At 64.7% G+C, this 20138-nt stretch carries 15 protein-coding genes; 6 read left to right on the forward strand and 9 right to left on the reverse strand.

All coding sequences use genetic code 11. The annotated features are described in order from the left end of the window. Positions 1-3: 3 nt before the first annotated feature. A complete protein-coding gene (locus tag Q5064_RS03330; protein WP_302962285.1) occupies positions 4-2715 on the reverse strand; it encodes a molybdopterin-dependent oxidoreductase in 2712 nt (903 codons plus the stop codon). 249 nt (positions 2716-2964) lie between these two features. Between Q5064_RS03330 and nrfD the strand changes: the two genes are divergently transcribed. The 3 genes from nrfD to Q5064_RS03345 are packed head-to-tail and all read left to right on the forward strand — an operon-like array spanning position 2965 to position 5346. Then, on the forward strand, positions 2965-3837 hold the full coding sequence (gene nrfD, locus Q5064_RS03335) for an NrfD/PsrC family molybdoenzyme membrane anchor subunit (protein ID WP_302962286.1): 873 nt from the start codon (positions 2965-2967) through the stop codon (positions 3835-3837). Continuing rightward, positions 3837-4400, forward strand: coding sequence for a GntR family transcriptional regulator (locus Q5064_RS03340; protein ID WP_302962288.1), 564 nt, complete (start codon positions 3837-3839; stop codon positions 4398-4400). The genes nrfD and Q5064_RS03340 overlap by 1 nt, the downstream gene beginning before the upstream one ends. Further along, complete coding sequence (locus Q5064_RS03345) at positions 4387-5346, forward strand: slipin family protein (RefSeq protein ID WP_302962290.1); 960 nt, start codon at positions 4387-4389, stop codon at positions 5344-5346. The genes Q5064_RS03340 and Q5064_RS03345 overlap by 14 nt, the downstream gene beginning before the upstream one ends. Before the next feature lie 83 nt (positions 5347-5429). Here Q5064_RS03345 and Q5064_RS03350 read toward each other — a convergent pair whose 3' ends face one another. The 5 genes from Q5064_RS03350 to Q5064_RS03370 form a co-directional block, all read right to left on the reverse strand. Further along, positions 5430-5759, reverse strand: coding sequence for a helix-turn-helix transcriptional regulator (locus Q5064_RS03350; protein ID WP_302962292.1), 330 nt, complete (start codon positions 5757-5759; stop codon positions 5430-5432). After that, the gene (locus Q5064_RS03355) at positions 5746-6183 is read right to left on the reverse strand and encodes a type II toxin-antitoxin system RelE/ParE family toxin (protein ID WP_302962294.1); all 438 of its coding nucleotides are present in this window, start codon (positions 6181-6183) and stop codon (positions 5746-5748) included. Before Q5064_RS03355 ends, Q5064_RS03350 begins: the two co-directional genes overlap by 14 nt. Positions 6184-6463: 280 nt before the next feature. Then, positions 6464-7324 carry a molecular chaperone gene (locus Q5064_RS03360; protein WP_302962296.1) on the reverse strand — a complete coding sequence of 287 codons (861 nt, stop codon included), beginning with the start codon at positions 7322-7324 and terminating at the stop codon, positions 6464-6466. Positions 7325-7375: 51 nt separating this feature from the next. After that, a complete protein-coding gene (locus Q5064_RS03365) occupies positions 7376-7951 on the reverse strand; it encodes a 4Fe-4S dicluster domain-containing protein (RefSeq protein ID WP_302962297.1) in 576 nt (191 codons plus the stop codon). 3 nt (positions 7952-7954) lie between these two features. Beyond that, the gene (locus Q5064_RS03370) at positions 7955-10840 is read right to left on the reverse strand and encodes a molybdopterin-dependent oxidoreductase (RefSeq protein ID WP_302962298.1); all 2886 of its coding nucleotides are present in this window, start codon (positions 10838-10840) and stop codon (positions 7955-7957) included. A 196-nt stretch (positions 10841-11036) separates the two neighbouring features. On the opposite strand from Q5064_RS03370, the gene Q5064_RS03375 reads away from it, so the two are divergent. Further along, the gene (locus tag Q5064_RS03375; RefSeq protein WP_302962299.1) at positions 11037-11927 is read left to right on the forward strand and encodes a LysR family transcriptional regulator; all 891 of its coding nucleotides are present in this window, start codon (positions 11037-11039) and stop codon (positions 11925-11927) included. A gap of 125 nt (positions 11928-12052) precedes the next feature. Here the strand turns inward: Q5064_RS03375 and Q5064_RS03380 are convergent, their stop codons facing one another. Continuing rightward, entirely contained in the window at positions 12053-13558 is a 1506-nt protein-coding gene (locus tag Q5064_RS03380; RefSeq protein WP_302962300.1) for a flavocytochrome c, read from the reverse strand. Between the two features lie 196 nt (positions 13559-13754). Continuing rightward, positions 13755-14900, reverse strand: coding sequence for an aldo/keto reductase (locus Q5064_RS03385; RefSeq protein ID WP_302962301.1), 1146 nt, complete (start codon positions 14898-14900; stop codon positions 13755-13757). A gap of 298 nt (positions 14901-15198) precedes the next feature. Here Q5064_RS03385 and ade point away from each other — a divergent pair, with 298 nt between their 5' ends. Both ade and Q5064_RS03395 read left to right on the forward strand, forming a co-directional pair. Further along, positions 15199-17025: an adenine deaminase gene (gene ade, locus Q5064_RS03390; protein ID WP_302962302.1), complete on the forward strand. Its 1827-nt coding sequence runs from the start codon at positions 15199-15201 to the stop codon at positions 17023-17025. A gap of 200 nt (positions 17026-17225) precedes the next feature. Further along, on the forward strand, positions 17226-18167 hold the full coding sequence (locus Q5064_RS03395) for a gamma-glutamyl-gamma-aminobutyrate hydrolase family protein (RefSeq protein WP_302962303.1): 942 nt from the start codon (positions 17226-17228) through the stop codon (positions 18165-18167). A 176-nt stretch (positions 18168-18343) separates the two neighbouring features. On the opposite strand, the gene Q5064_RS03400 is transcribed toward Q5064_RS03395, so the two are convergent. After that, on the reverse strand, positions 18344-20083 hold the full coding sequence (locus Q5064_RS03400; protein ID WP_302962304.1) for an FAD-binding protein: 1740 nt from the start codon (positions 20081-20083) through the stop codon (positions 18344-18346). Between the last annotated feature and the right edge of the window lie 55 nt (positions 20084-20138).

Raw genomic sequence — 20138 nt, forward strand, 5'->3', positions numbered from 1 at the left:
GGCTTACTCCTCCGTCCAGATAGCGGGCTCGAACAGGCAATCGGGCTGCAGGGCCTCACCATCGTACTTCTCGAAATCGACCAGGCAGCTGTTGTAGCCGTTGCAGGTCGGGAAATAGTCGTCCTGAGTCAGCGCGTCGACGCACATGTTCTCGTTGCCGCCCAAATCGAGACCCGTCTCCTTATCCAGATAGGTTCGGGCGCCGTGGGGCACGGCGATGCAGCCGGGCATGAGCGTCTCGGTGACCGATGCAATGCGCAGAAACGCGCCGGCGTCGTTGAACACGCGCACCGTGTCGCCCGAGGCGATGCCCTTGGCGGCGGCATCCTCGGCGCTGATGAACACGGGGTTCGGCCAAGCCTCACGCAACCAAGTGCCCTCATCGTAGGCAGTGTGCGAACGACGCAGGTAATGGGGCTGATACATCAGGAAGTGATAGTTGCCCGCGTCCTTTTGCTGCCAGGTAGTCTCATGGAACGTCGGATACGGCTTCAGGGCGTCGGGACCGTGCTGCATGCGATTGATCTCATCCGCTTTGCTCTGGCAGTAGATCTCGATCTTGCCGCTCTCGGACTGGCGCGGATTGGCCTCTGGATCGGCGACGAAGTCCGCATACCCGATGTGTCCCAACTTATCGCCCTCGGTGCGACTCGCCTGGTATTTGCCAGCAGCCAGCACATCGGCCAGAGAGATGATGCCTTCCTGGGGCTCGCCGTTCACGCCCCAAGCATCGATGTCCTCCTGGGTGATAGTGACCAGCCGCTTATAGGTGACTCCATCGGCGGGGTCGAGATACTCGGCCGTCTCGATCTTATCGTAGTAAGCCTGCAGGCTGCTCGTTTGGTAGATGTCGTCGCCCGTAAAGCCCAGACGCTCCGCAATCTGGGTATAGATCCACTGCTCGTTCTTCGACTCGAACAGGGGCTGAACCACCGGACGCGGGAACAGAGCGTAATCGCGGTTGCACTGGAACTTCGACATGCGGATGATGCCGTTGGTGGCAACGTCCAGCTCGCCTTGGGCGGGATCGAGATTGCCCTCCCATGCGGTGAAGCAGGGCAGCACGATGTCGGCATACTCGGCCGTCAACGTGAAGCGATAGTCGATATTGACAACCATGTCCATCTTCTTGAAGGCGGCGATGCCGGAGTTAATGTCCTCGGTTGCCTGCAGAGGATTATGGAAGTCGTTCACGATGATCTTCGGATCGAAGTCGTACTCCTTCGGGTCGCGACCCACGAACCCGTTGTCGATCTCGCCATTGCGGTAGTCGCCATAGCAGGTGTAGTGGCCGGCGAGGATGTCGCGCCAGATGGTCGACTTCGGCATCTGGGAGTCCTCGAGCTCGTTTTTCGCCGTCTTGCCCGTGGCGCGCTCGGCCACGACAGCACCCACGCGCACGAGCTTCTCCGCATGGCCCCCATTGCCGGCCTCGATGGAGAACGTTGCACCCACGGAGTTGCCCGAACGGCCGAGATGGCCGCCCATGCAGCCTACCGTTAGGAAGAGCTGAGGCAAGTCGATAGTGCCGCGATAGCGCGAAGGGGCATAATTGTGATGCAGCATGACGTCGTGCTCGGCACCGATGGCCTCGGCAAACCAAGTGATATCCTCGACCGGGGTGCCGCAGATCTCACTCGCCCATTCCGGCGTCTTCGGCACTCCGTCGTACTCGCCGAGCACATAACTCTGGAAGTTCTCCTCGGCACCGGTCGGCAGCGTCTCGGCATCGTAGCCGATGCAGTACTTGTGCAAAAAGTCGAGATCGATGTTATTCAGGCGAATCATCTCATAGGCCACGGCCAGCAGAAGCGCCGTGTCGGTACCGGGGCGCACGCGAATCCAGCGAGCGTCGAGCATGCTGGCGGACACGTTGTACTCGGGCCCGACGAACACAAACTGAACACCGGCCTCTTTTGCCAGACGATAGTAGTAGGAGGCATTGCCGGCATTGTGCCAAGCGGGATTCACGCCATAGAGCACGATGGTCTCGGCATTCAGCATATCGAGGCGGTCATTGTTGTTGCCGCAATCGGGCAGACCGCTAGAGATGGAGCCGCCCATGCGGATGGGCGCGTTGTACCAGTTGCCATAGGATTCGGTGGAGTTCCACTGCAGACGGCCGCCGAGCAAGTTGAGCACCGGCCAATCGGTTCCCATGCAAACCACGCTGCGCGGACCGTAGTCGTTATAGACGCGCTTCAGTTCGTCTGCCACGTAATCGAGCGCCTCGTCCCAGCTGATGCGCTCCCAACCTTCTTCGCCGCGCAACTCGCCATGGGCGTTCTCGCCACCACCAGGCTGCCAGCTCTTGCGCTTCATGGGGTATTTCACGCGGTTGGCATTGAACACATGCTGGCGCATGGAGTGGCCACGCGGGCACGAACGCTGCTGCGGATGCTCAAGAGTGTCCTCGTCTACATCGTCAGTCTTCTGGCGAAGCACGACACCGTCTTGAACCAGGACCTTGTTCACGCAACGTCCGCCGCAGTTCCCCCAGCAATCGACGGTAATCCACTCGCCGCCGTCGAGCACCACGGCATCGGAGGCTACCTTGTGCGGCGTCATCCCATCGGCGCCCGTGCCGCTCAGCTTTTCTCCTTCCCCCTGGTTTGGCGCACAGCCTGAAATGCCCGCTGCGGCCAGGGCCGCAGCTGCGGCGGCGCTTCCCTTCAGGAAATTGCGGCGTCCTACCTTCTTCTCGAGTAATGCCATTTGATTCCCCTCTCGTCTCGCGCAATGCGTGACTCAAGTCACCTTTCGAAATGGCGGCAGAAGCAACAGCCTAGGATTTGTCCCCTCTTCCCGCTCTACTGATATGCTATAGTGATTCAGTGTATCAGTCAATACATTTTACTGAATTACTTTAGCAGTTCAGTGGTTCGCGTTTCGCCCTATTTACGCTATGATGAACTGCGCGGCTCCAAAGCCGCTGTCGATTATATGCTGCAATAGGAGACAGTATTGTACGGGACGCTGGTCATAGCTTACCTTTTCTTGGGAGGAGCCGCGGGCGGCGCCTTCCTGGTCACTGCTGTCTGGAGCCTGGCGTTGCACCGCAGGCCTCTCGTCCGATCCGATGCCCTGCGCCGCGAGTTCCGCGTTTTGCGCGGACGCGCCTACGCCATCGCCGCGCTCGCGCTCGCCTCCTCCATGCTGTGCCTCCTCTGGGATCTCGACTATCCCGAGCGCGCGCTGCTCATCTTCACGTCCGCACGGCCCACGGTGCTCACCTTCGGGGCCTGCGCCCTTTCCGCCCTCCTCGGCGTCGGCACGCTGCTGGCCCTGGCCAATTTGCTCCACCTCAGAATCTTCTCGGGCCGTGTCAAGCACATACTCGACAGCGCATGCGCGCTGCTCGCCGCGGCCGTCATGGGGTACACCGGCGTGTTCCTCTACAGCAACATCGGCATCGCCTTCTGGCACAGCCTTGCCCTCATAGGCCTCTTCTTCTGCTCTGCGCTCTCCTCCGGTCTTTCGCTCGTCATGCTGATCGACTACTTCTCGCGCGGCGAGGCCCCGCATGTCAACGCCGTCCGTTCCCTTCAGAAGTGGCACCTTGCCTGTCTGGCGGCCGAACTTGTTTTTCTCGCTATCTTCCTGCTGGCCGCCAAGGCCAATCCCGCTGCCGCGCCCTCGCTTGCCCTGCTTCTCTCCGACGCCATTTTCCCCACCGCCCTCATCGGCGCTCTGGGATTCGGCATCGTGCTGCCCTTCGCTCTTGAAACCTACGCGCTACTCTGCAAGGAGCAGCGCTCCCTTCCCGTTTCGGACTTCGTGTGCCTTATCGGCGCATTGTGTCTTCGTTGGACCGTAATCGTATGTGGAGTGCACTAATGGAAATCACCGAGAAGAACCCTGTCGACGCCAAGCAAGCCGCAGCCGAGCCCAATCCGCCGGCGCGCCCGGAGCCGCCGCGGGAGACACCGCCGGAGGGCCGCGGCATCGCCGATACGATGCCCGCCGCCGGCGAGCCGATCTTCGCTATAGACGAGTCGTCCGACCTGCCCCTCTGGGTGCAGCTGCGCAACCGTCTCGCCCATCTCATCCGCTCGGGCTATTTCAAGGCCGGCGAGCAGCTGCCGAGCCTTCGCACCTTGTCGGCCGAGGGGAAGATCAACTACAACACCGTCACGAAGGCCTACCGCGACCTCGAGGTAAGCGGCCTTATCGTATCGGTTCGCGGACGTGGCATGTACGTGGAGAAGAACGTGGCGGTGGACGACTCGCCGGAAGCGGCCATAGACGCCATGGCCGAGCAGTGCATCGGGGAATACCGCGCCCTCGGGCTCTCGTTCCGCGATATCCGACGGCGCCTCGACGCTGTCGTGACGAGCATGGCCGATGCCGCCGCCGAGGCGGCCGACGAGAAGCGGGGGTATGCCGATGGCAAGCATTAGGCGCAAGCGGACTCAGCAGGCAACGGGAGGACAGCACACCGGCGGCGTTTCCGATCGCCCCGTCATCGAGCGCTACAACTCCCCCAAAGCCAGGCACACCGACGAGAACGCCCCCGTCGTGTTCTCCGCGGCGCTCTTCGCGATCGCCTTCCTGCTCGTCGGCTTCGCAGGGCTCGTCCTTACAGGGGGCATCGACATCTGGGTCATCTGCATCGCCCTGATCGTTGCCGTGCTCGCCATTTTCACCGTGCGCATCGCCCCGCATTGGGAACGCGTCGTCATCCTGCGCTTCGGCAATTACAGCCGCACGGCCGGGCCCGGCCTGTATCTCACCATCCCCTTCGTCGACCACATCGCCCTCCATGCCGACCTGCGCATCATGCTCACCGGCTTCGGGGCCGAGGAGACGCTCACGGCGGACTTAGTGCCCATCAACGTAGACGCCGCCGTGTTCTGGACCGTTTGGGACGCGAAGAAGGCATGCCTCGAGGTGGAGGACTACTACGATTCCGTGGCCATGGCGGCCCAAACCGCCCTGCGCGACGCCATCGGCCGCAAGAACGTGGCAGACGTGGCCATGCGCCGCGTGCAGCTGGACGACGAGCTGCGCCGCGCCATCGAGGAGAAGACGAGCGCCTGGGGCGTATCCATCCTGTTCGTGGAAATCCGGGACATCGTCATTCCCAAAGAGCTGCAGGAGTCGATGGCAGCCGAGGCACGGGCCGAGCGCGAGCGCGATGCCCGCGTGGTGCTCGCCGAAGTGGAGAAGGACATCGCCGCCATGCTTCTGGAGGCCACCGAGCTCTATCACACCGACGAGATGGCCTTCAAGCTGCGCCAGATGCACCTGGTCAACGAGTCCATGAAGGAATCGAAGGCCTCCATGGTCGTTCCCACCGCCTACGCCGACGGGTTCACCGACCCAACAGCGGCGCCTCGCCGATAAGGCGCTGCGCGGGGCGCTATCTAGCCCCGAAGCGGCAAGCTCAAATGCGCACAGACAGGTTCAGCGCGGCGAGGCGCAAGGCTCTAGCAAGCCACCAGCGGAACGGGCAGCGACTTCACCGTGCCGTCGGCCGTGGGGCACTCGATCTCCACCTTGAGCCTTCCGCCGAGGGCCGCCGCATAGCGCTCGAGCGTGCTGAGCTTGATCGCCCCGGCCCGCCCGTGCTCTATCTCGGAGATGCGCTTCTGGCTCACCCCCATGCTCTCGGCCAACTGCACCTGCGTGAGACCCGCCTGCTTGCGAATTTCGGCAAGCTCGTAGGCCTCAATTCGAGCCAGAAGCTTTGCCTTCTCGCATTCGATGCCAGCGCGATCGACGTTGTACTTTTCGATCAAATCCTCAAGAGTCACCATTACCGGCTCCTTTTTTCCGAAGGCTGTCCAAGTGCTCCTGATACAACCTGTCTGCCTTGGGTATCGCACGACGATACCACCTGTTCCACCATCTTTGCTTGTCGCCCGCAAAGAGCATAATGGCTCGTCGCTCGGGATCGAAGGCGAACAATATGCGAATTTCCGAATCGCCCGATGAGCCTGGGCGCAACTCCTTCATATTCTTGAAGCGAGACCCTTTCACCTCTCCAACAAGCGGCCGCCGAAGAGACGGACCCCTGGATGCAAGAACCTCCAAAGCAGCAGAGACGAGCTGCCGAGTCTCTTCATCAAGGGTGACAAACCACTCTTCTATACGAGTTGCGTCAATTCGCCACTTAAGTATACGGTTATCCGTATAGAAGTCAAGGGGTATATTTTCTGACCGAGAACCGGTATCAACCATAGCACTCCTCCTCGCTCGAAGGCTGTCCTTCCGAGAAGAAGTTAGGGCGATACCCAGCCATATAGAAACATTTGTTCTATTATAGCATAGAGGATTCCATACTGGAAGAGACTTGCAGCGTAATCATCTGCGAAAGCTCTGCGACCCCCCCCCACCGCCTACGCCGACGAGTTCGCCGATCTGGCAGCGGCGCCTCGCCGATAAGGCCCCAGCCGCGGAGGGCGCGACTTAGCCCAGCAGCTGGCTTGCGCAGGCGCGGATGAATGAGCTCAAGCCAGCACTACACCGCCAGTGCTACAAGCTCGTGATCCTCGATACCGAAGGGGCGGGCGGATTCCAGGCGGCCGAGCGACGCCTCCAGCTCGGCGAAGACGGCGGCTTCGGGACTGCCGACATCCGCTCCCAGAGCGAGCTGCTGCGTCCCGTGCGCGTCGGCAGACCGCTCGGCCCACAGGGCGGCCTCGGAAAGCAAGTCCGCATCGTTGTGGGCGAACGCGGCCAAGGCCTCGATCATCTGGGGGTAGAGCACTGAGGTCTTCGAGCGACGGGCGCAGACGGCGAAGTCGTCCACCCAGGTGAGCATATGACCGCGCACGAACGATTCCTGGTCGCGCAGCGATTCAGCCAGCTTCTCCAGACGCCCCTCGCGCAGATAGTGCAGCGACTTCCCCGCCAAATGGGCCATAAAGGCGCACATCGTGGCAACGTGATCGTCGGGGATACGCATAAGACGCGCCAGCTGCAGGCCGTGGTCGCGGTAGATGCCGCGCACGACGACGGTGTTCTCCTGAAAGTCAGCTAGCTCGTGGGTAAGATAGGGCGACTCGATGGGCTGGCAGGGCAGCGCTGCCGGCCCGACGAACAGGCGCGTGTACTCGTCGCGAGCCGAATCGAGCAGCACCGACACGTCCACGCACTCGCGCAGATCGGTCAGAAAGCGGCCCAAGCCCTGCATCGAGGGATTGTCGCCGGTGAATTCCTCGACGGCATCCACCGTCTCGTCCGACAGCAGAACGGCGAGAACAGCCTCGTCGGGTGTGCCGCCCAGCAGCTTGTGAAACAGCGTGTACAGATACGTGCGGGACAGCAGCAGCGCTTCCAAGTCGATAGACTCACGGCGCAGGTTAGCAGCTTCGACCATAGTTCCCCTCCTCAAAAGAGGGCGGCCCGCACGGACCGCCCCCGACTCGTCTTACAGCGTGACAGGCTCGAAGGCTTCCATCTGGGCGCCCCGGGTGGGCTCCCACAGGATGTTCGGGCTTGTGGCGGCCGCGGGCTCGGTGCAGGGCAGCTCGCTCACGGCATTCGGGTGCGCGGCACGCAGCTCGTCCATGTCGCCGAATTCGATGGCGCGCATGGGGCAGCCCTCCACGCACACCGGATCGTGGCCAGCCTCGCGCAAGGCGCGGCAGGTGTCGCACTTCTGGACGATCTTGTCCTCCTCGATAAACTGCGGAGCACTGTAGGGGCAGCTGTTCACGCAGGTCTGGCAGCCGATGCACGCCTCGTCGTCGTGCTGGACGGTGCCGTCGTCATCCTTGTACATGGCGCCGGTGGGACAGTTTGCCACGCAGGCCGGACTCTCGCAGTGGTTGCAGCTCACGTTCAAATGGAACATCGCCACATCCGGGTAGGTGCCGCACTCGAAGCTATCGACTCGGCGCAGGCGGGGGCCGGCGACCTGAATGTCGCGGCGGTCCTTGCAGGCCACCTGGCAGGTGCGGCAACCGATGCAGCTGGACAGGTCAACATAGAATCCCAGGCTCATGATTTACGCCTCCTCGTTCGTATCAGCGGGCACCACGTAGGCAGCCAGGCCGGGCTCGTCCACGCCGGCCGCCAGGAACGGGCCACGCTCGAAGTCTTCCACCAAAGGCTCGCCGTCGTACCTCTCGATCTCGATGAGCAAGCTGTTGTAGCCGTCCACCTGCGGGAAGTAGTTGGACTGCAAGCCATCGGAGAGCATCTGCTCGGAACCGCCCCGGTCGATGATGTGGTTCGGATCGGATTCGTCGAACACGGAGTGCACGCCGTGGGGAATGCCCACGGTGCCGGGCATCATGCCCTGCATGGGCTGGGCGATGCGCAGCATGCTGCCGAAGTCGTTGAAGCAGCGCACCGTGTCGCCCGCCTGGATGCCGCGCTCGGCCGCATCGTCGGCGTTCATGAACACCGGGTTGCGGAAGGCCTCCTGGGTCCACACCATGTTGTCGTAGCAGGTGTGGGCGCGGCGCATGTAGTGCGGTGTGTAAGCCTGCAGCGGATAGGCGCCCTTCTCCTTGGTCTCCCAGTTCGCGAAGGTCTCCTGGTAGCCGCGGCGCGGCACGAAGTAGTTCGCATAGGGCTTGATGGGCTCGTCGTTAAGACCGATGCGGTTCACGTTGTCGGCCTTGAACTGGCAGTAGATCTCCAACTTGCCGGAAACCGACGGGCGCGGCCAGGCGGTGTCGGCCACGACAACGGACTCGCCGTCAGGCCCGATGCCCAGTTTGTCGTCGCGGTAGCCCACGTAGTTGCGCTTGTCGCTGACCGAGCGCTCGACCACGTAGCAGCCGTCGGCCATGAACTGGTCGAAACCGACCTTGCCCTCCTGGGTGGGGTAGCTCGCGTGGTACTTCTCGTTGTCGGCGTCGGTCCAGGTGATGACCGGCTCCCACTTCGTGAGATCCTCGTTCAGCACGCGCATTCCCAGGAAGTAGCCGAGCCACTGGTCGTAGTTGCTCTTCGGGTAGGCGTCGTCCGGGTTGAAGCCCATACGCTCGATGATCTCGCGGAACACACGCTTCTCCTCGCGGGCCTCGTACAGCGGCTTGATGAGGGGCTTCCAGGCAAGCAGGGCGTCCTTGCGCTGCTTCTGGCCGTTGCCGTCGCCAAACGCACTCGGCCAGGACAGCTCGCCCCAGGCCTCGTCGTCGTTACCCTCCCAGTGGGTGCACACCGGCAGGATGATGTCGGCGAACTGGGCCGTAAGCGACAGCTTGATCTCGAAGGAGACCACGGTGTCGGCCGCGCGCATCACCTTGATGGCAGTGGGCAGGTTGCCGCGGGTCTGCATGAAGTTGGAGTTCGTGGAGATCAGGATACGTGGGTTCACCGGCATTTCGCGGGCCTCGTGGTAGGTGGGAGTATTGGCGCGCAGCTTCGTGGGGTCGCCCACCACGTCGCTGGAGCCCAAGTCATAGGGACCTTCCGTGGAGGACAGGTACGTGCCCTCGTCAAGCGAGCTCCACCAGGAATTGCCTTCGATGTTGCGGTTCGGGCCGGTGGCAGCAGGCGATCCCACCAGATTGTCCACATAGCCCCAGTCACCGCCGGCGTGCTGGATGAGGCGATAGCCCGAGTCGCCGGCGTCCCAGGTGTAAATGGCCGCCGAGCCTTGGCCCGACTTGCCGAAGTGGCCGCCCAGGGCTGACACGGTCATAAAGGCCTGGGAGAGATTCTCGGCGCCCAGGTAACGGGACGCGGCGTAGCTGTGCAGGAACATCACGGCGTTGTTCTTCCCCGCCATCTCGGCATACCAGGTGATGTCCTCCACCGGCGTGCCGCAGATCTCGGTGGCCCATTCCGGCGTCTTGGGAGTATCATCGTAGGCCCCCAGCAGGTAATCGCGGAAGTTCTCATCGGTGGTCGCATCGGCGGGCATCGTCTCGGGCGTGAAGCCCACCGTGCGCTCGTTCACGAAATCCCAGTCGATGATGTCGCCGCGCTCCTCGTCCAGGCGCACCATCTCGTAGGCGACGGCCAGCAGAAACGCCGTATCGGTACCGGGACGCACGCGAATCCAGCGAGCGTCCATAGCCGCGGCCGTGGCGTTGTAGTCGGGTCCCACGAACACGAAGTCAACGCCGGCCTTCTGGGCGTTCTTCAGCCAATACATGGAAGAGTGCTGGGCCCAGGCGGGGTTACAGCCGTAGAGCACGATGGTGTCGGCGTTGGGCAGGTCGTATTTGTCGGGCGCCATCATGATGTCGGGATGGTCGCCATGGGAGTACATGCCCAGGGCCTCGGTTTGGAAGGCCCAGCAGCCGAAGGACTCGCATTCGGTGTTGTACACCGCGCCGCCGATGACGGGGAACATCGCCGAGCCGGGAGCCCAGCGCCAGGCATTGCAGATGACGGCGTCCTGGCCGTACTCGGCGTAGACGCGCTTCAGCTCGTCGGTCACATAGGTCAGCGCCTCGTCCCAGCTGATGCGCTCCCACTCGTCCTTGCCGCGCAGCTCGCCGTGAGCGGCCTCGCCGCCACCGGGCTGCCAGCTCTTGCGCTTCATGGGGTACTTGATGCGATCGGCGTTGTACACCTGCTGGCGCAGCGAGCGCCCGCGCAGGCAGCCGCGCTGCTGGGGGCAGTCGAAGCTGTCGGCATGAGAGTCGTCGGTCTTCTGGCGAACGACCACGCCGTCGACCACATATCCCATGTTCAGGCACATCTGGTTGCAGTTCTGGTGGCAGTGGATGGGCATCCACTCGCCCTTGCCCTCGATGATGACCGCATCGCTCGCCACCTGATGGGTCGCCGCGCCTGTCCCGGTGTCGGCCATCTCCTGCCCGGCTTTGGGGGCGCACCCCGCCACACCGGCAGCAGCCGTCGCGGCCGCGGCCGCAGCGGATACCTTCAAGAAATCGCGACGCTTCAAGCTCTTATCCAGTAGAGACATGAACATCACCCTCCTCTTGATTCTCCTTGTCTTCTCCTGACAAGTTGCATCATAGAGAGGGCGTCCCTTCCATAGGTAATGCCTATATTGTAATATTGCATATGCTTGAAAAGCATGGGGAGCACCAGTGCTGCCCGGCGGCGCACGCGTCTAGACCGCCACGTCGCCGAGGCGACCAGAGGGGGAAGAGGGGGCTATGGAGCTGAGAACACTTCGCTATTTCGTCACGGTCATCCGCGAGGGCTCTATCACGGCGGCGGCTAAATCGCTTCACGTGACCCAGCCGACGCTTTCGCGCCAGTTGGCCGCCTTAGAAGACGAGCTGGGCCACATTCTTTACCAGCGTAACCGTCAGGGCATCGAGCTGACCGAGCAGGGCGTCATTCTGCGCCGCTACGCCGAGTCCATTCTCGCCTTGGCCGATAAGGCCGAGGAGGAAATCGCCCTGCCCACCCATTCCATTGCCGGCAAGGTGCACATCGCCGCCGGAGAAACCCAGGCTATGGAGCTCCTCGCCGAGGCCATGCGCCGCACCCAGACCGAATACCCCGGCATCTCCTTCGAGCTGTACAGCGGCACCTCCGCCGACCTCATGGACAACTTCGTCCGCGGCTTCTACGATTTCTTCTTAGAATGCGAGCTGCGCAGCCATGTGGACATGCACACGATGAGGCTGCCGCACCTGGATGTATGGGGCCTGCTCGTACGCCGCGACGACCCGCTGGCCGGCTTGGCCGCCATCACGGCGGCCGACTTAGTGGGACATCCGCTCATCAGCTCGCGTCAGGGCGTGAAGGTGGGCGTGCTTGGCCAGTGGCTGGGCGATCTGGCCGAGAAGATGGACGTGCGCGCCACGTACAACCTGCCCCTGAACGCAAAGTTCCTCGTGCGCCAGGGTCTGGGGGCGGCCTTCACCTATCGCGGGCTCTTCGAGGCCAACGAGATGAGCGACCTTGCCTTCGTGCCGCTTTCCCCCGCGCTCGAATCGACCCAAGGCATCGTGTGGCGCAAGACCCTCCCGACACGCCAGGCTCAGGCCTTCCTCGACAAGCTGCGGGAAGTTTGCGCGGAGGCGCCAGCTGCGTAGGATAGCGCCCTGCGCGAAAACCCGACCGCGACGGCCGAGGCCCCGAACCTTTCCCCAGGGGGAGGGTTCGGGGCCTCGGTCTGAGAGCGGACGCTTGGTTCGCTCGCGATTTTGCTGCGGAGGCGCTACGCCACGACGCGGGAGGCGACGACCTCGCCGACGTTCTTGCCGAACACCTCGATGTCGCACACGGCGTTGCCGCCGATGCGGTTGTTGCCGTGGATGCCGCCCGTCACCTCACCGGCCGCGTACAGGCCCGGAATGGCGTTGCCGTCGGCATCGAGCGCCTCATTGTTCACGTTGATCTTGATGCCGCCCATCTCGTGGTGAATGCCCGGCGCCACCTTGATGGCGTACATGGGGCCGTCGGCGAACACGATGCAGCCCTGAGTGCGCCCGAACTCGTCGGCCGCGCCGCCGGCCACGGCATCGTAGGCGGCCACGGTGGCCTCGAGGGCCGCCGCATCCACCCCGATGGCCTCGGCCAGCGCCGCCACGGAATCGGCCTTAGTCACGAGCCCCTGCTTCTCCAGCTTCGCCACGGACTTGTTCGCGTCGTAGACCTGCTGGTCGAACACGCACCACACGTCCCCGTTCGGCTGGGCCAGCTCGGCGGCCGACACCTTGTCGCGGGTGGACATCTCGTCGAAGAAGCGCTTGCCCTCGGCGTTCACGAGGATGGCGCCCGAGCCGCGGATGCCCTCGGCCACGAGCGAGTGGGTGGTCTGCTCCACCGTCGGGTGAATCTGGATCTGGTCCATCTGCACGAGCTCGGCACCCACGTCCTCGGCGAGCCGGTAGCCGTCGCCGGTGGCGCCGGGCTGATTCGTGCTCACGAAGTCCTTGAGATCGGGACGGTACTGGGCGATCATCTCGGGGTTCGAGCCCAAACCGCCCGCCGCCAGGATGACGGCCTTAGCGTTGTAGACGGTCGGCGTGTTGTTGTCGTCGGCCACCACGCCCACCACAGCACCGTCGTTCGTCACCAGCTCGGTGACCTCGCACAGGTTGCGGATGGGAATGCCGCGCTCCTCGGCCGCGGCCACAAGACCGGGCACGAGCGTGGCACCCACGGCCGAGCCGTCGGTAGGACGGTGGCAGCGCTTCACGGACATGCCGCCGGTCTGCCCGATGTTGTCGAGCGTGATACCCAGGCCGTCCAGCCAGTCGATGGCCTCGGCGGAGTTCTCGCACATGAAGGTGACGAGCTCCTCGTCGCCGGTGTTGTGGCCGCCGTCGAGCGTCTCCTGGATGAACAGGTCGGTGCTGTCGTCGATGCCCTGCTCCTTCTGGAACTTGGTCTCCGAGGCGTTCATGCCGCTCGAGGAGTAGTTGGTGTTGCCGCCGTTCACGCCCATCTTCTCGAGCACGACGACGTTTTCCACGCCCGCGTCGTGGGCCGCGATGGCCGCGGACAATCCCGCGCCGCCGGCGCCCACGATGACCACGTCGTAGTCGTTGTTCTCCACCGTATCCTGATCGGCAGGGGTGCCGATGTCCTTCGGCGCGCAGCCGGCCAGCCCCAACGCGCCCAAAGCGCCCGCGGCGGCCAAGAACCCGCGGCGCGTCAGGCGCGGGGCCTCGTCGACGACAGGTGCCCAAGACGGCGAAATCTTCTGGTTACCAGCCATGGTGGTTCCTTTCTCGCATACACGTTGTCACGCGCATCGGGGTCTCGTGCGAGACCCCTTTGTCTGGAACCACTGTACTGATAGGAAACCCCTGATAGATGACGCTTTCACCGATTGTTTCGGCTATGCGGGGCAGCCGTCACCTTCCCATAGGCAATGACGCGAATTCGTCACCGGAAGGTAAGCGGGCGCGCACCTAGCAGCCGAAGAGATCCTCGGCTTCTCCCATGCGCTCCACGATGGGCACGCCGAAGGGGCAGCGGGGCTCGCACTGGCCGCAGGCGATGCAAGCCCCGGCGGTGACGTCCATGGCCTCGTAGTGCGCCTGCACCGAGGAGGGCACCTCGTCGGCCATCGTCGCCAAATCGGCGAACTTGTTCGCCAGCGCGATGTTGATGCCCACGGCGCACGGGGCGCAGTGACCGCAGTAGGTGCACTGGCCCATATAGGCGTGCTTGGGGGCGCCGGCCAGCACGCTGGCGTAGTCGCGCTCGGCCGCCGCGGCGTCCTCGTAGCCCAGGGCCTCGTCCAGCTGCTCCACCGTCTCCACGCCCACCATGACGCTGGCCACGGCCGGGCGCGTGAGCGCGTAGTGGATGCACTGCACGGGCGTGAGCGCCACGCCGAAGGGCGACGCATCGGCCGCAAGCAGCCGTCCGCCCGCATAGCCCTTCATCACGGTAATGGCCGTGCCGGCCGCCTCGGCCCGGGCGTACAGGCGAGCACGCGCAGGCTCGATGCCGTCGCCCGCCACGTCCTCGTAGTCGCCGAACAGGTCGTCCAAGTTCTCCGAGGCGGGCATCATGTCGAAGGCCGGGTTCAGCGAGAACATGATGACCTCGATCTCAGGCTCGTCCACCGCCAGCAGCGCCACCTCGGGGTTGTGGGTGGAAAGGCCGATGTGGCGAATGCGGCCCGCGGACAGCAGCTCGCGCATGTAGCCGATGAAGTCGCCGGCCATGATGGAACGGAACTCGTCGCAGCTGTCAACGTAGTGGATCATGCCGATTTCCACGTGATCGGTGCGCAGGCGCGCGAGCAGATCTTCGAAGGCGGGGCGCACCTGGGCCAGGTCGCGGGTGCGCACGTACTGGCCGTCCTGCCAGGTGCTGCCCACGTGCCCCTGGATGATCCACTGGTCGCGCGTGGGCTCAAGCGCCTCGCCCAACGCCGAGCGCACCGCCGGGTCGCTCATCCAGCAGTCCACGATGTTCACGCCCGCCGCCGCGCCCCGGGCGGCCATGGCGTTCACCTCGGCCTGCTCCATCTTGCCAATCCACTCGGCCCCGAACCCGATGACGCTCGCCTGCAGACCCGTGCGGCCCAGGTCGCGGTACTCCATGGGTGCTCCTCTCCCGGCGGCCACGCCGCCCGCTCTTTCTCTCGGCCGACGGCACGCCCCCGCCCCGCCTTCCGCTCTCTCGTTGCACTCATTCAACCACTTGGAGTGTACTTCAGGTCAACGGGGCCGTGAAGCCCTTCTGCTTTATCGGCCGTGCGCGCGGCCCGGCGGCGAGGCCGGGCGTACACTGGCGTCATCGGACGAAAGCGGGCCCGGCGCCCCTCGCGGCGCGTAGTTCCCGGCCCCAGCACCGTAGGGGCTCGACCGCACAGCCCGCCCGAGCGCTGAAGGAGGCGCCATGCTGAACTACTTCTGCAAGCAACCGCTTTGGGAATGCACCCGCACCCTCGCTGCCGTGGCCCAGGGCCGCGAAGCCGCCGACACCGTGATTCGCGGTGCGCGGCTCGTGAACGTGTGCACCGCCGAGGTGCTCGACGACATCGACGTGGCCATCGCCTGCGGGCGCATCGCCTACGTGGGCCCAAACGCCGAGCACTGCATCGGCGAGGGCACCCGCGTCATCGAGGCCGCCGGCCAGGTGATCGCCCCCGGCTTCCTCGACGGGCACATTCACGTGGAGTCGTCCATGATGGGCGCCGGCGAGTACGCGCGGGCCGTGCTGCCCCACGGCACCGTGGGCATCTACTGGGACCCTCACGAGGTGTGCAATGTGCTGGGGCTTGAGGGCGTGAAGGTGATGATGGAAGACGCCGCCCGCACGCCCTTGAAGGCCATGGTCACCACGCCCTCCTGCGTGCCGGCCGTGCCCGGCTTCGAGGACACGGGCGCCTTCGTGGGGCCCGAGGAAATTGCCGAGTCCATGACCTGGGACGGCGTGGTGGGCCTCGGCGAGATGATGAACTTCCCCGGCGTGCTGGCCGGCACCGACCACGCCCACGGCGAGCTGGCCGCCACCCTCGCGGCCGACAAGGTCATCACGGGCCATTACTCGGTGCCCGAGACCGACCGGGGGCTCAACGCCTATGTGGCCTGCGGCGTGCGCTGCTGCCACGAGTCCACCCGCGCCGAGGACGTGCTCGCCAAGATGCGCCTCGGGCAGTACGCCCAGCTGCGCTACGGCTCGGCCTGGCTCGACTTGCCGCAGCTGGCCGCCGCCATCACCGAGACGGGCATCGACACGCGCTTCGCGAACCTCATCTCGGACGACACCCACCCCCACACCCTCGTGGCCGAGGGGCACCTCGACTACATCCTGCGCATGGCCGTGGGCCTGGGCATTCCCGTCGTCACCGCCATCCAGATGATGACCATCAACACCGCCACCTGCTTCCGCATGGAGCACGAGCTGGGCTCCATCACGCCGGGCAAGTGCGCCGATATCGTGTTTCTGGACAACCTGGAGGATCTGAACGTCACGCGCACCATGATCGACGGCGAGGTGGTGGCAGAGAACGGGCAGATCACCTTCGAACTTGCGCCCTTCGACTACCCGGCTTGGGTCACTCACTCCATGCACCCGGGCCGCGCCATCACCCCCGACACCTTCCGCGTGGAAGCGCCCGCCGGCACCCCCGACGGCGATGCCGTCACCGTGCGGGCCATCGAGCTTCTGCCCGGATCGGTGCCCGACCGCGAGGCCCACGTGGCGCTCACCGTGCGTGACGGCGCGCTGGAAAGCGATCTTGGCCAGGACGTGCTGAAGACCTTCGTGTTCGAGCGCCACCACGAGACGGGAAGTTTCGGCGTCGGGTTCACCAAGGGCTTCGGCATCAAGCGGGGCGCGATGGCCTCCACCGTGGCCCACGATGCTCACAACCTGCTCGTGGTGGGCACCAACGACGAGGACATGGCGCTCGCGGCCAACACGCTGGCCGAGGCCGGCGGCGGCATGGTCGTGGTGGCCGATGGCGAGGTGCTCGGACTCGTGGAGCTGCCCATCGCCGGCCTTATGAACGACCTTTCCGCGCCCCAGATGAGCGAGAAGGTGCACCACCTGGAGCAGATGTGGGCCGAGATCGGCTGCACCATGCCCTCCCCCTTCATGACCATGGCCCTCATCCCGCTCGCCTGCCTGCCCGAGCTGCGCCTTACCAACCGGGGGCTCGTGGACTGCACCACCTTCTCGTTCGTCGACCTATTCGTGGACGAGAACGCCGCACAGTAGCGAGGAACGCACCCCGAGACGCGCCCGTCCCGCTGCAACTCGGAACGCGCGCCGCCCATCTCGCCCGGGGCCATCGGAACATCCTATGGCCCCGGGCGCCCTTCCACGCTCCGCCCGCGCTGCTTGGCCGATGCAAGATAAGCGCCCCTCGCGCGCGGTGGTATGTTCGTGCGTGAGAAAACAACCAGGGAGGAACCTCAGTGATCATCGGCATTACCACCACGCTCAACGAGGCCGACGGCTTCCAGCGCGTGAACGTGGAGTACATCAACCGCGTGGCGGCCACGGGTGCCGCGCCTCTGCTGCTCACACCCGTGCGCGGGGGCGCCGAGGCCAACCGGGCCCTCGCCCGCCAGGTCATCGGCACCGTGGACGCGCTTGTCATCACCGGCGGCGGCGACATCCACCCGCGCTACTACGTGCCCGACCCCGCCACCAACCGCGACGCTTTGGACATGGACGACGTGGCCGCCCTCGGCTGCGGGTCGTCATCCCACTGCCGCTCCACCGGCGCGCGGGTGCCCTTCTGCGGCCACAACGCGTCGGACGAGGCCTTCGCCCGAGCCATGGGCGGACAACCCGGCCCCGACGAGGTGACCACCCTGGACGGCCGCGCCGTGCTCACCGACCCGGAGCGCCCGGCAGTGCCCTGCCTGTCGGATCTGCTGGCCGTGAGCGAGGACCGCGACGGCTTCGAGCTGGAGCTGGCGCGCCTCGCCCACGAGCGGCGCATTCCGTGTCTGGGCATCTGCCGCGGCATGCAGGTGATGAACGTGGCCTTGGGCGGCAGCCTGTACCGCGACCTGTACAACTGCGGCGTCACCGAGGTGGGCCACCGCCAGGAGCCGCCCTACGACCGCACCACCGATACCGTCACCATTGCCCAGGGTAGCCTGCTGGCCACCGTGCTCGGCGCCGCGGGCGCCTTCGACGTGAACTCCATGCACCACCAGGGCATCGACCACGTGGCCGAGGATCTTCTCGTGTCCGCGCGCTCGGGCGACCGGGTGGTGGAAGCGGTGGAAGACCCGCATGCGCCCTTCTACCTGGGCGTGCAGTGGCACCCCGAGTACCTGGACCGGTGCCGCGGGCTCTTCAACGCCCTGGCCGCCGCCGGCGAACGCCATGCGGCCGCGCGTTAAGGCGAGGCGACTGCGACCATAGCGAAAGCGCCACTTGCCCCTCCCCGACAAAGCCCAAAAGCCCGCGATCATGGGCGCTGCGCCCGAGCACGGCGCCGCCCATACAGCGGAAAAGCCCGCACGAGGCGGGCTTTTCCGAGGGAGGGAAAGATAACGGAGTGCAGAAAGCAGGACTGCTAGGCCTGAATGTCACCGGCCAGGAAGCGCACCGCATGACGGCCGAACGTCACCTGGCGACCGAGGCAGTTGCCCACGAGGTACACCGGGTAGTTGCCCGAGTAATAGCTGCCCGAGCAGGTGCCCACGGCGCACAAGCCCTCGATGGGGTTCGCATCGGCGTCCAGCACCTGGGTGTCCTTGTTGATGCGCAGGCCGTCCAAGGTGGTCAGCAGGGCGCCGCCGAACCATGCGCCGTAGAAGGGGGCGGTGCGAATGGCGGACAGGCGATAGGCCTCCTTGCCCATATCCACGTCCTCGCCGGCGTCATAGAGCTCGTTGTAGCGCTCCACCGTGGCTAGGAACTGCTCTTTCGCATCGCCTTCAAAGCCCAGCTTGTCAGCGAGCTCATCGAGGGTATCGGCCTTCATCATGAGACCGGTGTCGATGTACTTCTCGGTATAGGCCTCGTCGACGGTCTTGCCCTTCAGCGTGCGCTTCCACGTACCGGCCGAGCAGCCCTGGCTCTTGAAGCGCTGCACGTCCTCAGGAGCGTTCGCGTCCATGATGAGCGCCCACACGCCGCCGGGATGGTTGCTGGCCGCATGGCAGATAGCGTCGTAGTTGCAGCTCTCGTTGGCGATGCGAACGCCGTTGCGGCTCACCTTCAAAAACGGCTGGCTGCCCAAGTTGAACTGGCCGCCGGTGGCGAACACCGCCTCGGCATCGTCGCTCGTATAGCCAGCGTCCACCCCCGGCTCCACGATACCGCGATCGAAGATCATGGCCGCCGGGGTCTTGTCCATGTCGGCGCCGGCCCACAGCGCGGCCTTGATGCCCATGCCGGTGTTGTTCTGGTTATAGTTCGTGCTCGTCACGCAGGCGGGAACGATGGGGTTCAGCGCGCGCACCATGTCGGCGTTGGCCGGGTACCCGCCCGTAGCGAGAACCACGCCCTTGCTCGCGTTCACGCGCACGTAACCATCGGGAGTGTTGAAGATGGCGCCCTCCACGCGGCCGCCGTCCTGGCGGATGAGCTTGGCGAGATCGTAGTTGTAGTCCACCTCGTGGCCCATGCCGCCGAGAATCTCGGTCATAGCCTCCACATGGACGATGCGCTCGCCCTCGCCGTCAAGGAAGGTATGGCACTCGGGGGGCATGTAGTAGATGGTGCCGCCCGCATCGCCCTCACCGCCGTTTTCCACATCGACGGTCACCTGGCAGCCGCCGAGCTTGTCCTCGTAGAACGCCTGGAGCCATTCCACCGTAGGACCGCTCTCCTCCACCCACGTCTTAGCCACAGAGGCGTCGTTCTTAAAGGAGGCATAGCGGTTGAGCTCGTTCAGGATACGGCCCTTGTCGATGGTCTGTCCCGTGAGCTCGGAGGTGAAACGGGAATTCACGGCGCCCACGTCGAAATGCGATGCCGCCGGCTCGGCGCCCTTCTCGGCCACAATGAAGTCGACGCCCAGATCGGCCGCCGTGGCCGCCGCCATGATGCCGGACATGCCGGCGCCCACAATAAGCACCTCGCAGTCGCGCGTGGCGGTAATCTGGTCGTCGGAAATCTCGAGGGCGGATCCCAGCCAATCGTTGACCGAAGCGGTCTCAGAAGCACCGTCTGGTCCCTTGGTCTCGGCCATGGCATCGCCCTGCGTCTTGGGAGCGCAGCCGGCCAAGCCCAGCGCGGCAAAGGCCCCTGCGGCGGTAGCCCCGGTCAGAAACCCGCGACGCGAGATACCCGATGTGTTGTTCGTCATAGTTGCCCTCCTTGCAACCTGCGGCGCCCAGAGCGCCAACTTCCGGCATCTTTCA

The sequence above is a fragment of the uncultured Adlercreutzia sp. genome (assembly GCF_958431955.1).
Taxonomy (GTDB): Bacteria; Actinomycetota; Coriobacteriia; order Coriobacteriales; family Eggerthellaceae; genus Adlercreutzia.